Annotated in this window: 14 protein-coding genes; 6 read left to right on the top strand and 8 right to left on the bottom strand. The window is 71.8% G+C overall.

The features are described from left to right. The first annotated feature begins 12 nt into the window (after window positions 1–12). A complete protein-coding gene (locus LUU90_RS23335) occupies window positions 13–516 on the top strand; it encodes a MarR family winged helix-turn-helix transcriptional regulator (protein WP_275006355.1) in 504 nt (167 codons plus the stop codon). Window positions 517–534: 18 nt separating this feature from the next. Here LUU90_RS23335 and LUU90_RS23330 read toward each other — a convergent pair whose 3' ends face one another. Beyond that, window positions 535–963: a hypothetical protein gene (locus tag LUU90_RS23330; protein WP_275006354.1), complete on the bottom strand. Its 429-nt coding sequence runs from the start codon at window positions 961–963 to the stop codon at window positions 535–537. Window positions 964–1142: 179 nt separating this feature from the next. Here LUU90_RS23330 and LUU90_RS23325 point away from each other — a divergent pair, with 179 nt between their 5' ends. Together LUU90_RS23325 and lat are read left to right on the top strand one after the other, a co-directional pair. Beyond that, window positions 1143–2450 (top strand): CynX/NimT family MFS transporter, encoded by a 1308-nt coding sequence (locus tag LUU90_RS23325; RefSeq protein ID WP_275006353.1) that lies wholly within the window; start codon window positions 1143–1145, stop codon window positions 2448–2450. Between the two features lie 56 nt (window positions 2451–2506). Continuing rightward, a complete protein-coding gene (gene lat, locus LUU90_RS23320) occupies window positions 2507–3814 on the top strand; it encodes an L-lysine 6-transaminase (protein ID WP_275006352.1) in 1308 nt (435 codons plus the stop codon). Between the two features lie 66 nt (window positions 3815–3880). Here the strand turns inward: lat and LUU90_RS23315 are convergent, their stop codons facing one another. Together LUU90_RS23315 and LUU90_RS23310 are read right to left on the bottom strand one after the other, a co-directional pair. Next, a complete protein-coding gene (locus tag LUU90_RS23315; RefSeq protein WP_275006351.1) occupies window positions 3881–4564 on the bottom strand; it encodes a hypothetical protein in 684 nt (227 codons plus the stop codon). 1 nt (window position 4565) lies between these two features. Continuing rightward, window positions 4566–5096: a peptidoglycan-binding domain-containing protein gene (locus tag LUU90_RS23310; RefSeq protein WP_275006350.1), complete on the bottom strand. Its 531-nt coding sequence runs from the start codon at window positions 5094–5096 to the stop codon at window positions 4566–4568. 210 nt (window positions 5097–5306) lie between these two features. Between LUU90_RS23310 and LUU90_RS23305 the strand changes: the two genes are divergently transcribed. Then, window positions 5307–6233, top strand: a complete 927-nt coding sequence (locus LUU90_RS23305; protein WP_275006349.1) for a S66 peptidase family protein — start codon at window positions 5307–5309, stop codon at window positions 6231–6233. Window positions 6234–6255: 22 nt separating this feature from the next. Here LUU90_RS23305 and LUU90_RS23300 read toward each other — a convergent pair whose 3' ends face one another. Both LUU90_RS23300 and LUU90_RS23295 read right to left on the bottom strand, forming a co-directional pair. Further along, the gene (locus LUU90_RS23300; RefSeq protein WP_275006348.1) at window positions 6256–6723 is read right to left on the bottom strand and encodes an Lrp/AsnC family transcriptional regulator; all 468 of its coding nucleotides are present in this window, start codon (window positions 6721–6723) and stop codon (window positions 6256–6258) included. Further along, window positions 6720–8570 (bottom strand): ABC-F family ATP-binding cassette domain-containing protein, encoded by a 1851-nt coding sequence (locus LUU90_RS23295; RefSeq protein WP_275006347.1) that lies wholly within the window; start codon window positions 8568–8570, stop codon window positions 6720–6722. Before LUU90_RS23295 ends, LUU90_RS23300 begins: the two co-directional genes overlap by 4 nt. A 225-nt stretch (window positions 8571–8795) precedes the next feature. Between LUU90_RS23295 and LUU90_RS23290 the strand changes: the two genes are divergently transcribed. Continuing rightward, window positions 8796–9785, top strand: a complete 990-nt coding sequence (locus LUU90_RS23290; protein ID WP_275006346.1) for an acetylxylan esterase — start codon at window positions 8796–8798, stop codon at window positions 9783–9785. Between the two features lie 87 nt (window positions 9786–9872). Continuing rightward, window positions 9873–10682, top strand: coding sequence for an acetylxylan esterase (locus LUU90_RS23285; RefSeq protein ID WP_275006345.1), 810 nt, complete (start codon window positions 9873–9875; stop codon window positions 10680–10682). A 33-nt stretch (window positions 10683–10715) separates the two neighbouring features. Here the strand turns inward: LUU90_RS23285 and LUU90_RS23280 are convergent, their stop codons facing one another. From LUU90_RS23280 to LUU90_RS23270, 3 genes are all read right to left on the bottom strand, one after another. After that, window positions 10716–11669 carry a 4-(cytidine 5'-diphospho)-2-C-methyl-D-erythritol kinase gene (locus tag LUU90_RS23280; RefSeq protein WP_275006344.1) on the bottom strand — a complete coding sequence of 318 codons (954 nt, stop codon included), beginning with the start codon at window positions 11667–11669 and terminating at the stop codon, window positions 10716–10718. Next, on the bottom strand, window positions 11666–12535 hold the full coding sequence (gene rsmA / locus LUU90_RS23275; RefSeq protein WP_275006343.1) for a 16S rRNA (adenine(1518)-N(6)/adenine(1519)-N(6))-dimethyltransferase RsmA: 870 nt from the start codon (window positions 12533–12535) through the stop codon (window positions 11666–11668). The genes LUU90_RS23280 and rsmA overlap by 4 nt, the downstream gene beginning before the upstream one ends. Before the next feature lie 109 nt (window positions 12536–12644). Next, the gene (locus LUU90_RS23270; RefSeq protein WP_275006342.1) at window positions 12645–14024 is read right to left on the bottom strand and encodes a ubiquitin-like domain-containing protein; all 1380 of its coding nucleotides are present in this window, start codon (window positions 14022–14024) and stop codon (window positions 12645–12647) included. Window positions 14025–14238 lie beyond the last annotated feature (214 nt).

The following is a 14238-nucleotide window of genomic DNA, read 5'->3' as shown; positions in this document are numbered from 1 at the left end:
TAGCCTCTCGCCATGGAGCACACAGGTCCCGCCGACGAGGTCGACCGCATCGTCGCCGCGTGGCACCACGTGCGCCCGGACCTCGAGCTCGAGCCCCTCACGGTGTTCAGCCGCGTCTCCCGGCTCGCCCGGCACCTCGATCTCGCGCGGCGTACGGCCTTCGCCCGGCACAGCCTCGAGACCTGGGAGTTCGACGTGCTCTCCGCGCTGCGCCGCGCGGGTGAGCCGTTCCGGCTCTCGCCCGGCACGCTCGTCACGCAGACCCTGGTCACCAGCGGCACGATGACGAACCGGATAGACCGCCTCGAGTCGCGCGGGTTCGTCCAGCGGCACCGCTCCCCCGACGACCGCCGCGGGGTGCTGGTCCAGCTCACCGAGGAAGGGCTGGCACGGGTCGATGCTGCGATGAGCGACCTGCTGGACATCGAGGCCAAGGTGCTGACCGCCCTGTCGCCCACGGAGCGTCCGCAGCTGGCGAACCTGCTGCGCACGGTCACCGCCCAGTTCGACGAGTGAGCTCGACGGCCCGCCCGCTCAGCGGCTCCGGCTCACCACGATCTTCTCGCGCCCGAGCTGGTCGGGCAGGAAGAAGAGGTCATCGGCGTCGGCGACGTACAGGGGCAGGCTGCCCAGCTCCGCGGGCATGCCGTCCGCGTCGGTGACGGTGAGCTCGACGTGGTCGGCGGAGCTCTTCGAGTCGTACTTCCAGGTGCCCTCGATCTCGGCCGGGACCTCCTCGACCGTGCCGCCCGCCGCGTCGTCGAGCACCTCGTCCGGGACCCCGACGGCCTTGAACGTCCTGTCCTCCCCGAGTGCGACGACGGTCGCGGCGCCGTCGCCCACGTAGGAACCGACGAACTCGGGCTCCGTGTAGTCGAGCTTCCCGATGTCGAACCCGCACCCCGACAGCATGAGTACGCCGACGAGTGCTCCGACACCGCGGAAGACCTGCCGCTGCTCCATTCGACACCTCTGTTGTTCCAGACCGGCTGATGGTGTTCCAGACCTGCTGACCGGTCGCCCAATCTAACGGGAAAGCCGCAATCCCTCCTGGGGAGCGGAGATGACGATCAGCACACCTGTGGGGATGCGATGGACGCCTGACGCAACCAACTGACCCCGTCACGCACAATGACAGCATCATGAGCAACATCCGCACAGCGGCCGGCGGCTCCGCGCTGCTCGTCGCGGTCCTTGTCTTCGCCCTGAACCTGCGCACCCCCATCACATCACTCCCGCCGGTCATGGCCGACGTCGCGACAGGCCTCGGGCTGGACCAGACCCTGGCCGGCCTGTTGGTGGGGATCCCCGCGCTCTGCTTCAGCGTGGTGGCGCCGGCGGCCTCGACCCTGATCGCCCGGGTGGGGCCGTACTCCGCGGTCACCGTCGCCCTGGTGGGCGTGATCGTGGGGACGCTCGTCCGGTCGGTCGGCACCGGCACGGCAGGCGTGGTGGCGGCCTTCGCGGGCACGGTGGTGCTGGGCTGTGCGATCACCGTCGGCAACGTGGTGGTGCCGGTCATCATCGCGCGCGACTTCTCGACGCGGACGGCCCTTGCGACCGGCCTGTACTCGTCGACGATGAACCTCGGCTCCGTCTTCGCGACGTCGCTCACGGCACCGTTCGCCGCGATCATGGGCTGGCAGGGTGCCATCGCCTCCTGGTCGGTCGTCGCGATGGTGGCGCTGGTCGTGTGGCTCGTCACCACCAGGAAGCAGGGCAGGCGGTCACCCGACGCCGACCGCGGGCGCGCGGGGACACCCACCGGGACGCCCGTCGAGACCCAGGTCGACGGCCCCACCGGGATACCCGCCGACGCACCCGCCGAACCGGTCACCGCGCCACGTGGCGAGCGGCCCGACGAGACGTGGGGCGGCGTGCTGCGCCGCCCGATCACCTGGGCACTGACGGTGGCGTTCGCCGGGCAGTCCTTCTCGTACTTCGCGGTCACCGGCTGGCTGCCCGAGCTGCTGCGCGACCTGCTGCACGTGTCGGTGACCACGGCGGGCAACGCGGCGGCCCCCTTCCAGGGCTTCGCGATCGCGGGCAGCGTGCTGGTGCCGCTCGCGCTGGCCGCCCGGGTACCGATGCGGGGCGCCGCGGTCACGATGGCGCTGCTGTGGGTCTCCCTGCCGGCGGGCCTCCTGCTGGCGCCGCAGTGGTGGCTGCTGTGGGTGAGCCTCGCCGGGATCGCCCAGGGCGGGAACTTCGTCGTGATCTTCACCATCGTCGCGCAGCGGTGCCGCACGGTGGCCCAGACGCGGCGGACGGTGGCGGCCGTGCAGGCGTTCGGCTACGCCGTCGCGGCTACCGCGCCCGCCGTGATCGGCGCCGTGCACGCGGCGTCGGACGGCTGGACGGCGGCGCTCCTGGTGCTGCTCGGCTCCACGCTCGCGCTGGGGACCGCCGAGCTGCTGGCCACCCGACGACCCAAGGATATGCGCTCCTGACAGGAACTTTTCCATAGTCATTGAAACTTGACAGGATCATTGCCTACCTTTCCAGCATGACGACACCTCTTGAGCCCACCGCAGTGCTCCCCACCCTTCGCGAGCACCTCCTGGTCGACGGGTTCGACCTCGTCCTCGACCTCACCCGGTCGCACGGCTCCACGCTGGTCGACGCACGTGACGGTCGCGAGTGGCTCGACCTGTTCACCTTCTTCGCCTCCTCACCCCTGGGCATGAACCATCCGGCCCTCGCCGACGACGCCGCGTTCCGCGAGGAGCTCGCCACCGCCGCGATCAACAAGCCGTCCAACTCCGACATCTACACCGTCGAGATGGCCCGCTTCGCCGACACGTTCGCGCGCGTCCTCGGTGACCCCGCGCTGCCGCACCTGTTCTTCATCGACGGTGGCGCACTCGCCGTCGAGAACGCGCTCAAGGTCGCGTTCGACTGGAAGTCCCGCCACAACGAGGCGAACGGCCGCTCGTCCGAGCTCGGCACCCGGGTGATGCACCTCGAGCACGCGTTCCACGGCCGTTCCGGGTACACGATGTCGCTCACCAACACCGAGCCGGGCAAGGTGGCGCGGTTCCCCAAGTTCGACTGGCCGCGCATCCCGTCCCCGTACATCGCCGAGGGCAAGGACATGGACGCGGCGGAGGCGGCGGCGCTCGGGGCGGCACGTGCGGCGTTCGAGGCTCACCCGCACGACATCGCCGCGTTCATCATGGAGCCCATCCAGGGTGAGGGTGGCGACCACCACTTCCGCACCTCGTTCCTCCAGGGCATGCAGGACCTGTGCCGGGAGTTCGACGCGCTGTTCATCGTGGACGAGGTCCAGACCGGCGCGGGCATCACGGGGACGACCTGGGCATACCAGCAGCTCGGCATCACCCCCGACGTCGTCGCGTTCGGCAAGAAGACGCAGGTCTGCGGCATCATGGCCGGCGGCCGCGTCGACGAGGTCCCGGACAACGCGTTCGCCGTCTCCTCACGCATCAACTCCACGTGGGGCGGGAACCTCACCGACATGGTCCGCTCGCGCCGGATCCTCGAGACCTACGAGGCGGAGGGCCTCGTGGACCGGGCACGCACCATGGGCAAGCGGCTCAACGACGAGCTGGTCGCGCTCGCCCAACGGCACGACGGCGTGACCGACGTCCGCGGCCGGGGCCTCATGTGCGCGCTGACGCTGCCCTCCCGCGAGGTCCGCGACCGCGTGCTGGCCGCGCTCACCGAGCGGAGCGTGCTGCTGCTGGGCTGCGGCGAGCGGTCGGTCCGGTTCCGCCCGGCACTGACGGTGCCGGCCGAGGCCCTGGAGGCCGGCGTCAAGGCGCTGGACGAGGTCCTGACGGAAACCCTCTGACCCGCTCGCCGCTCACGGCGCGCTGGTCGAGCTTGGTGAGCGCCCTCGCTGAACCAGCGAGGGCGCTCACTCGTCCTCGGCCGCGACGCTGTCCGCGATCCTGATCAGCTCGGCCACCGTGGGCCCCGAACCGCCCGTCGGCGTGCGGCCCATGGTGCCGAGCAGCAGGTAGGAGCCGGCGTCGTCGGACCATTCGACCCGGACCGGACCGAAACCGTTGTTGTCCACGCGAGTGACCCGGGCATCCAGGCCCGACTCCGCGAGGTCCACCCACTCGACCATCACGTTGTCGCCGGACATCTCGTCCGACAGCTCCGCCGAACCCGGGTACGCCACGTAGGTGATGGCCGAGGCCGGGTGATAGGCACCGGAGCGGACCTCGTCCTCGGGCCAGGCCGGTCCGGGACCACCCCTGAACGTCTCCTGGTTCTCCGCGCCGTCCAGCGGGTAGACGATCCACGTGCCGAGGTGGTCCTCCGCCGTCGTGCGGCCGATGCCCGCCGAGATGTCCGCCGGGCACTCGACCACCGCACGCCGGACGGAATCCGGCACCCAGTGCGGCTGGCGCAGGTCCTCGGCGCAGGTGCCTGCCGTGAGTTCCGTGGCGTCGGCAGGAGTGACCACGGGCTCCTCCTCACCCGACCCCAGCACGAGCGTGACCACGATGATGACGATCGCGCCGAGCAGCGTCACGGCCCCGCCGAGCAGCCACTCCGGACGGATCCTCGGTTCCTCGATCGAGGTGACCACGTCAGCCCTCACACTCGATCTCGACGACCGCGTCCCGCGAGAGCGCCATGATCTTGTTGGACGTGACCGGCGTGTGCGCCACCCCCGGCAGCACGTAGGAGCCCCAGTCGCAGTCGTTGTCGGCGAAGTAGGCCTCCCGGGCGCCGCCCGGCGCGGCGTAGCGCACGCGGTGGTCGGGACCCCGGCAGTCGAACTCCGGGTCGCACAGCGAGATGACGTACGCCCGCATGGTGACCCAGGTGCCCGTGTCGACGCAGCCGTTGACCGGCAGGCCGTTGTGGGCCTGGAACGCCTTGGTCGCGACCTCCGACTCGGCGTCCCACGACCCGTCGACGGGCTCGAGCCCGGTACTCGCCGACAGCACGTTCTGGGCTGCCACCACCGCACCGCCGGACGTCTGACCGCACTCGCCGACCGGGTCGTTGGACACCCACATCGCGCTCGAGTTCATCGCCTGCACCACGGCGGCGATGATCAGAGCGGCGGCCACGGTGCCACCGCCCGCCTGCAGCCAGGTTCGGGTGGTGGGCATTCCCTCGGCGCTCCTTCGTCTGCCCGACGCGGAGCCGGGCAATGTACTGGCGAGCGCGAGCGTAACAATCTGCTCTTACAAGACGGAAGCGACGCACCGGACTAAATAGGTGCAGGTGCACCGAACCGGCACGGGCGCGCCAGATTTCGCCTGACTGCAAAGCCTGCGGCCCGACGCGCGGCGTATCGCCCGAAAGGTAATCTCGGCCGCATGCTGCGGCACCTGATGAGCCCGCCGCGACTGCGTCCGGGGGACATGGTCGCCGTGGTCGCCCCGTCCGGACCGGTCCACGCCGACCGGCTCGACGCTGGCGTCAACCACCTCCGGGGGTGGGGCCTCGACGTGCAGGTGATGCCGCACGTGCTGGACGAGCATCCCGGCCTCGGCTATCTGGCCGGCTCCGACGAGGCGCGCGCCGCCGACTTCCAGGAGGCCTGGCTCGATCCTGACGTCCGTGCGGTCGTCTCGGCGCGCGGCGGGTACGGGGCGGCACGGATGATAGACCTCGTCGACTGGGACGCCCTCGCCGCCACGGACCCGAAGGTGCTCGTCGGCTACAGCGACTGCACCGTGCTGCACCAGGCGGTCGCCGCCCACCTCGGCCTGGTGTCCCTGCACGGCCCGATGGCGGGGACGGCGTCGTTCCTGACGTCCGAGCCGGCCCGCGACCATCTGCGGCGCAGCCTGTTCGAGCCGGAGACCACGCAGACGATCACCGGTCCCCTGGCACACACCCTGGTGGGTGGCACGGCCCGTGGCATCACCACCGGCGGCTGCCTCTCGCTCCTGGCGACGTCGGTCGGGTTCGGCACGCCGCCGACGTCCGCCGCCGGCGGGATCGTCCTCCTGGAGGACGTCGCCGAACGGGCCTACCAGATCGACGCGCACCTCACGTACCTGCTGCGCTCGGGCTGGTTCGACGGTGCGCTCGGGATCGCGCTGGGCTCGTGGGAGGACTGCGGCCCCGCGGAACCGGTGGTCCGGGACCTGCTGGGCGCGCTCGGCATCCCGATCGTCGGCGAGCTCGGGTTCGGCCACGGGCCCGACCCGCGCACCGTGCCCCTGGGGGTGTCCGTCGAGCTGGACGCCGACGCCTGCACGCTCACGCTCGACCAGCCGGCCCTCGCTCAGCGTTGAGGCGCGGGCCGCGTCACCGGGGTCAGGACGGCTCCGTCGTCTGCCCCTCGAAGTAGGTCTGCAGCACCACCGTCGTACGCGTCGAGACCTTTGCCGTGCGCCGGATCCGCCCGAGCAGCTCCTCCAGCGCCCTGGGCGAGGCCACCCGGGCGGTGAGCAGGTAGTTGGCGTTGCCGGCCACGGAGTAGCAGGACTCGATGCCCGGCATGCCGCGCAGGCGCTCGGGTGCGTCGTCCTCCTGTGCCTGGTCGAGGGGCGTGATCTCGATGAAGGCGGACAGCGGCAGCCCGACCGCCTCCGGGTTCACCACCGCTCGATAGCCCGTGATGACGCCGCGCGCCTCCAGCTTCCGCACCCGCACCTGCACCGCGGACAGGGACAGGCCCGAGATCTCGGACAGCACCGCGAGCGTGGTGCGTCCGTCCTTGCGCAGTGCGTCGACGAGCGCTCGGTCCACCCCGTCGAGCGGTGTCAGATCGTTGTCGGTCATCCCGCCACCTCCGCCGCTTCCAGCCATGCCGCCTCGAGCTCGTCGCGCTCGCTCGCCAGGTCGCGGAGCTCCGCGTCGAGCCGGGCGACAGCCTGGTAGTCCGTGGCCTGCTGTGCGATGGTCTCGTGCAGCTCGGCCTCCTTCTGGGCAATCTTCGCAAGACGGCGCTCGATTCGGGAGACCTCCTTCTTGGCGGCACGGATGTCACGCTGGGTGACCGCCTCGCCCCCGGAGTCGGCGCCGGACGTCGGGGCCGCACCCGTCGCCGTCCCGCCGGCGCCCGAGCCGCCCGCCGGGGTGCCCGAGGCAGAGGCGCCTGCGGCCTTGGCGGCGGCCCGCAGCCGCAGGTATTCCTCGACGCCGCCGGGCAGGTCGCGGATGGTCCCGTCACCGAGCAGCGCGACCTGCCGGTCCGCCACCCGCTCCAGCAGGTACCGGTCGTGGGAGACGACGATCAGCGTGCCCAGCCAGCCGTCGAGCAGGTCCTCGACGGCGGCGAGCGTGTCGGTGTCGAGGTCGTTGGTGGGCTCGTCGAGCAGCAGGACGTTGGGCTCGGCCACCAGCAGCCGCAACAGCTGGAGCCGACGCCGCTCGCCGCCGGACAGGTCACGCACCGGCGTGTAGGCCCGCTCCCGCGTGAAGCCGAGCTTCTCGGTGAGCTGCGACGCGGTGAGCTCCTTGCCGTCGACGACGACCCGGCCCTTCTCCTGCTCGATGACCTCGACCGCCTTGAGGTCACCGAGCTCGTCGAGCTCCGCGACGTCCTGCGACAGCTCGCGCACGTGGATCGTCTTGCCGCGCTTGACCCGGCCGGAGTCGGGCTCGCGACGGCCGGCGAGCAGCGCGAGCAGTGTCGTCTTGCCCGCGCCGTTGACACCGACCACGCCGTACCGGTCGCCGGGGCCCAGCCGCCAGGTCACGTCGTCGAACAGCACCTTGCCCGGGACGGTCACGGTGACCGACTCCAGGTCCAGCACGTCCTTGCCGAGCCGCCGCGTCGCCATGCGGGTCAGCTCCATCGAGTCGCGCGGCGGCGGCTCGTCGTCGATCAGCGCGGAGGCGGCGTCGAGCCGGAACTTCGGCTTGGACGTCCGTGCCGGCGCGCCGCGGCGCAGCCAGGCGAGCTCCTTGCGCAGCAGGTTGTCCCGCTTCTCGGCGGCCGTCGCGGCCTGCCGTGCCCGCTCGGCGCGCGCGAGGATGTAGGCCGCGTAACCGCCCTCGTACCCGTCGACGGCGCCGGTGTCGTCACCGCGCACCTCCCACATCCGTGAGCAGACCTCGTCGAGGAACCAACGGTCGTGCGTCACGACCGCCAGCGCACCCGTCGTGCCGGGCCGCCCGTACCGCTCACGGAGGTGGGCGGCGAGCCAGGCCACGCCCTCGACGTCGAGATGGTTGGTGGGCTCGTCGAGCAGCAGCAGGTCCGGGTCCTGCACGAGCAGGGCCGCGAGCGCCACGCGACGGCGCTGGCCGCCGGAGAGCTTGACGACCGGAGCGTCCCAGGCGAGGTCGGCGAGCAGTCCGTCGTGCACCTCGCGGACCTTGGCGTCCGATGCCCAGACGTGCGTCTCGGCGTCGCCGTGCACGATGTCGAGGATCGTCGCATCCTCGGCCAGCTCGTCCCGCTGGTCCAGCATCCCGAGGGTGGAGCCGCCCACCCGGGTGACCCGGCCGGCGTCGGGCCGCGAGGTGCCCGCGAGGATCCGGAGCAGCGTGGACTTGCCCGCGCCGTTGGGCCCCACGACGCCGACGCGGTCGCCGTCGTCGAGACCGAGGGAGACGTCGGACAGGAGGGTGCGAGTACCGATGGTCAGCGCGATGCCGTCCGCGCCGAGAAGATGTGCCACCTCAGAAGACTACGGCGTGTTCCGCCGGTCCTCAGACGCCGGACACCGCCCTTCCCGGCATGCTCCGGCCGGTTTCCGTGCGGTCCCTGCCCGGTCCCTGCCCGGTCTCCGGCAGGTATCTGTTCGATGTCGGACGCCGCGGCTACGCTGTCCACCGTCGACGGCGACCGTGCCCGCGGGGCCCCGGCGTCGACCCTGCAGACGACTACGCCGAGGAGCACCCACGTGGCCCAGTTCGACATGCCGCTGTCCGATCTCGAGGTGTATGCGCCCGAGATCGACGAGCCCGCCGACTTCGACGAGTTCTGGTCCACGACCCTTGCCGAGGCGCGCACGTTCGACGAGGCGCCGAAGGTGGAGCGCATCGACGTCGGGCTCACCGAGGTGGTCGTCGACGACGTGACGTTCCCCGGTTTCGGCGGGCACCCGGTCAAGGCGTGGCTCACCCGCCCCGCGCACGCCGACGGCGACCTGCCCGTCGTCGTCGAGTACGAGGGCTACGGCGGCGGACGGGGTCTGCCGCACGAGAAGATCCACTGGGCCGCGGCCGGCTACGCGCACCTCCGGATGGACACGCGGGGCCAGGGTTCGGGCTGGGGCGCCGGCGGGGACACGCCGGACCCGGTGGGCTCGGGACCGGCGACTCCCGGGTTCATGACCCGCGGTGTGCTCGACCCGCACGACCACTACTACCGCCGCGTCTTCACCGACGGCGCCCGCGCCGTCGACGCGGTGCGTGCCGTCCCCGGTCTGGACCCGCGGCGCGTGGCGGTGAGCGGCGGCAGCCAGGGCGGCGGCATCACCATCGCGGTCGCGGGGCTCGTGCCCGACGTCGTGGCCGCGATGCCCGACGTGCCGTTCCTGAGCCACTACCGTCGCGCGGTGTCCATCACGGACAACCTCCCGTACGGCGAGATCACGCGGTTCCTGTCCGTGTACCGCGACCCGGCGGTCGAGGCGAAGGTCTGGCGCACGTTCTCGTACCTGGACGGGGTGTCGTTCGCGCGGCGGGCGCGTTCGGCGGGCCTGTTCTCGGTCGCCCTCATGGACGCCACCTGCCCGCCGTCCACCGTGTACGCGGCGTTCAACAACTGGGCTCCGGACCAGGCGGAACCGGTGCTCAAGGACATGGACGTCTACCCGTACAACGACCACGAGGGCGGTGGCGACTACCGGTTCCCCCGCAAGCTCGCGTGGCTGGGCAAGATCATCTGACGGGACGGAGGGGACGGACCGGAAATTTACCTGCCGCATCCTGGCGGTAGGCTCCCCAGCGCACGCCCATCCCCGGAGGTCTCCCCCGTGCCTGAGTACGACCTGCCGCTCGTCGCGGTGGCGCCGGCAGCGCCACCGGCCACCGACGAGCCCGCCGACTTCGACCTGTTCTGGTCGCAGACGCTCGCCGCGCACCGCGACATCGAGGTCGCGCCCGTGCTGACCGCTGCCTCCGCCCGTGCCCGGGACCTCACGGCCGAGGCCGTGACGTTCGCGGGGTTCGAAGGACGCCCGGTGACAGGCCGGCTCATCACCCCGGCCGGTGCCGGCGCCACGCTGCCCGGCCTGGTCGAGCTCCGGCCCGCCGGCCGGGCCGCGGGCCGCGACCTCGAGTGGCTCGCCTCCGGTGGGTTCGCGCACCTCGTGGTTGAGCTGCCGCCGGACGACCTCGACGACCCCTACAACCGGGCCGTCTTCACCCATGCCGTACGGGCGGTGCAGGCGCTGCGGACCCTCACGAGCGTCGACCCGTCACGCGTCTCGGTGCTCGGCACCGGCCCGGTGGCGGCGGCCGTCGTCGCGGCGGCCGGGCTGCTGCCCGATCTCGCGTGCGCCATGGTGGAGGGCGACATCCCCGCCGCGCACAAGGACTCGCTGGTCGCTTTCGCCCGCCGGGCGAGCACACCGCTCCAGCTCACCCAGGGCGCGGGTGCACAGGTGCTGTTGGAGGAGTGGGGATTCAACGCCGCGCTGGCACTGGCCGCCATGACCGGCTCCGTCGAGCGCGTGGTGGAGTGCGTCCTCACCACGGAGAACAACACCACGGCGCGCCGCACCCGCTGGATCGCCTCCCACACGCACCTGACGAACGTCTTCGTCCCGCAGGTCGCCTACTGACCCCTCCCCGCCACTGTGGCGGGGGGAGGGCGGTCAGCGGGTGATCGAGGTGATGATCTGCGTGCCCGGGGCGGGGCCCGTGGCGCACCAGACGGCGTCGACGACATCGGCCGCCGTCCACGCAGCCCCTAGCGCCAGCGCATGCTGCCGGGAGCGGCCGAGAGCCGCGACGGTGGGGCCGGACCCGGACACGACCACGCCCAGCGCCCCGGAGTCCATGGCGACGTCGAGCACGGCGGCGAGCTCGGGTCGCAGGTCCAGGGCAGGGCCCTGCAGGTCGTTGTGCAGCGCCTCGCCCAGTGCGACCGCGTCCCCGGCCCGGAGCGCGTGCATGAGCTCGGTGTCGTCGGCGGCGGGCGCGACGTCGGGCGTCGACGGGCCCGCGAGCTCGTCGAACCGTCGGAACACGCTGGGTGTCGACAGGCCGACGCGCTGCGTGCCGAAGCACCAGTGGAACTCGCCGCGTGTCATCGCCGGGGTCAGCAGGTCGCCGCGCCGCGTGCCGACGGCGGTGTGCCCCAGGAGCGAGAACGGCACGTCGGCCCCGAGCTCCGCGGCCATCTCCACCAGCTCCGGGCGCGGCACCCCGGCCTCCCAGAGCGCGTCACAGGCCACGAGCGCTGCGGCGGCGTCGGCTGACCCGCCGGCCATGCCCCCGGCGACCGGCACGCCCTTGGTGATGTGCAGCGCGACGTCGGCCGCCAGCCCCGTGCGGTCGGCGAGCAGCGCGGCGGCGCGCCACGCGAGGTTGGACTCATCGGTCGGCACGGCGTCCGCCTGCGGGCCCGAGACCGTCAGCGAGATACCGGACCCCGGCGCCACCTGCGTCGCCGTGACCTCCTCGAAGAGGGACACCGCCTGGAAGATGGTCGCCAGCGGGTGGTAGCCGTCGCTCCCGACCGGCCCGACCCGCAGGGCGAGGTTGACCTTTCCGGGCGCGCGCACGCGGACCGACGGCGGCGGCGCCGCACTGAGACGGGCGCTCACTCGGCGCCCTCCGCCCGCTGGTCGAGCTGTTCCGCGATGCGGGCGAACTGCTCGACGACGAGCGTCTCCCCGCGTGCGCTCGGGTCCACACCCGCGGCACGCAGCGCCGTCTCGGCGGCGGCTCCTGAGCCGAACAGGCCCGACAACGCGGCTCGCAGCGTCTTGCGCCGCTGCGCGAACGCGGCGTCGATGACGGCGAAGACCCGCTCGCGCGGCGCGCTGGTCGACGGCGGATCCCGGCGCTCCAGGTACACGAGCGCGGAGTCGACGTTCGGCGCGGGCCAGAAGACGTTGCGGCCGATGGTCCCGGCCCGGCGCGCCGACGCGTACCAGGCCGCCTTCACCGACGGGATGCCGTAGATCTTCGAGCCTGGTACCGCGGCGACCCGGTCGGCCACCTCGGCCTGCACCATCACGAGCACCCGTTCCAGCGAGTCGAACCGCTGCAGCATCGTGAGCAGCACCGGGACGGCCACGTTGTACGGGAGGTTCGCCACGAGCGCCGTCGGCGGCTCACCGGGCAGGGCGGTGACGTCCAGCGCGTCGGAGAGCACCACCTCGAAGTCGGCGTCCGGGAACCGTGCCTTGACGGTTTCGGTGATCTGCCCGGCCAGGACCGGGTCGATCTCGATGGCGACCACCGAGGCGCCGGCCTCGACCAGACCAAGGGTGAGGGAGCCCAGCCCGGGCCCCACCTCGACGACCCGTTCGCCGGGCCGCAGCCCGGCGATCCGCACGATCTTGCGGACCGTTCCGCCGTCGTGCAGAAAGTTCTGACCCAGCGTCTTGGTGGGCCGAACGCCCAAACGCCCTGCCAGGTCGCGGATCTCCGCGGGACCGAGCAGGGCGCTTGAGGTTTCGTTCATGCAGGGGAGCCTATCTGGAGCGTTCGTGCGGAGCGCACTCGGAGGTGGGACGCAGCGAAGCAAGTTCCGCCGGAGAGTGCGCGCAGCACGAGAGCGACCTAGGGTCGGATCAGTACCAACCCACCGACTCCGAGTGGCCCCACGCACCGCACGGCGTGCCGTAGCGGTCAGCGATGTAGCCGAGACCCCACTTGATCTGGGTGGCCGGGTTGGTCGCCCAGTCCGAGCCCGCCGAGCCCATCTTGGAGCCGGGCAGCGCCTGCGGGATGCCGTAGGCACCCGACGACGGGTTAGCCGCCTGGTGGTTCCAGCCGGACTCGCGCTCCCAGAGCATCTCGAGGCAGGTCCACTCCTGGCCGGTCCAGCCACGGGCGGCGGCCATCTGCTGACCGATCTCCTTGACGGAGCCCGCCGGCACCGGGGTGCTCGGCTCGCTGGAGCCGCTGGGCTCGCTGGAGCCGCTGGGCTCGCTGGCCGCCTCGGTCTCGACCTCGGCGGAGGTCTCCTCCACGACGGGGCGCTCCTTGGTGCCCTCGACGATGACGCGGTCGACAGGCTTCTTCGTGACCTTGTCGGAGAGCTCCTTGCGGAGCACGACCTCGCCGTCGACGGTGCGCAGCAGGATGACCCGCGTGCGGACTCCCCGCTCACCGTCGGTCCGGACGAGCTCGCCCTCGTCGACGAAGCGGTCGTCGTCCTGGACCGTCTTCGTGTCGAAGGCCACGTGGGACTTCTTGGTGACCTGCTTGCTCTCGACGCGCTGCACCTGGACGGCGACGTCGGCGCCGGCCTCCCGGGCAGACTTCGCCGACCTGGCGTCGATCGTCTTGTCCTCGGCCAGGGTGTCGACCGGGACGACGCTCACGAGGTCGTTCTTATCGACCTTGATCTTGACGTCGTCCAGCACGCTGTCGACGCTCGCCGAGTGGTCCTCGACCACTCGGGCCGAGCCGTCCGCCACGACGGCGACGGGGCCGTCGTCGTTCAGGCGGAGCGGGAGCGACACACGATCGCCGGAGCGGGACGCCACGAGCGCGACGTCGCCGCCACGCTCGGCGAGGGTGGTCAGCGCCTCGTGCGCGTCGGTGACAGTGACCCAGACGTCTCGCTCCGCCTTGCCGTCGGACATGGTGACCTGGCGGGCGTAGCGGACGACGATCTCGTCACCGTCGGACAGCTTGGCGTCGGCCCCGGGGGCCACGAGGTCGCGGTCGCCCAGACGGACGCCCTGCGACTCGAGCATGCCTGCGACGGAGCCGGAGTAGGTGGTGATGGTCTTCGATGTGCCGTCGACGTCGAGCGTGACGGTCTTCTGTGCCTCCGCGAAGGCGACCGATCCGGACGCGACGATCGCGACGGCCGAGAGGCCGGCGACGAGCGGCCAGCGACGGCGACGCTTCGAGGGGGCGTCCTGAGGTGCTACAGCCTCGGACTCTGAGTTGATGCTGGGGATGGAGCCAGAACTCTGCTGCTCAAAACGGGGGTTCACTCGTGTCCAGTCGTCGGACGTCCCGGGCACGGGCGGCGAGACGGGTCCCGTTTGGGGCGGGAATCCTTACCACGATTCGGCCTGGGGGCCTGGCGACTCTCGCGAGTCGTCGCGGTCTCGACCGGCCGATCCGGCGGTCTCACACTGCCCGCGAGGTTCCGCGTCCAGTGCCGTCCTACTGCCGCCGGAGTGCAGTGGTCTACACCACTTCGCA

This window comes from Promicromonospora iranensis, from assembly GCF_028994775.1.
Lineage (GTDB): Bacteria > Actinomycetota > Actinomycetes > Actinomycetales > Cellulomonadaceae > Promicromonospora > Promicromonospora iranensis_A.
Note: the sequence above shows the minus strand (reverse complement) of the source record. Positions and strands in the feature narration are given on the sequence as shown.

Excerpts from the sequence above, each read along its gene's own strand:
- LUU90_RS23335 (WP_275006355.1), top strand. The coding sequence starts at position 13 with ATGGAGCACACAGGTCCCGCCGACGAGGTCGACCGCATCGTCGCCGCG.
- LUU90_RS23330 (WP_275006354.1), bottom strand. The coding sequence starts at position 963 with ATGGAGCAGCGGCAGGTCTTCCGCGGTGTCGGAGCACTCGTCGGCGTA.
- LUU90_RS23325 (WP_275006353.1), top strand. The coding sequence starts at position 1,143 with ATGAGCAACATCCGCACAGCGGCCGGCGGCTCCGCGCTGCTCGTCGCG.
- lat (WP_275006352.1), top strand. The coding sequence starts at position 2,507 with ATGACGACACCTCTTGAGCCCACCGCAGTGCTCCCCACCCTTCGCGAG.
- LUU90_RS23310 (WP_275006350.1), bottom strand. The coding sequence starts at position 5,096 with ATGCCCACCACCCGAACCTGGCTGCAGGCGGGCGGTGGCACCGTGGCC.
- LUU90_RS23305 (WP_275006349.1), top strand. The coding sequence starts at position 5,307 with ATGCTGCGGCACCTGATGAGCCCGCCGCGACTGCGTCCGGGGGACATG.
- LUU90_RS23300 (WP_275006348.1), bottom strand. The coding sequence starts at position 6,723 with ATGACCGACAACGATCTGACACCGCTCGACGGGGTGGACCGAGCGCTC.
- rsmA (WP_275006343.1), bottom strand. The coding sequence starts at position 12,535 with ATGAACGAAACCTCAAGCGCCCTGCTCGGTCCCGCGGAGATCCGCGAC.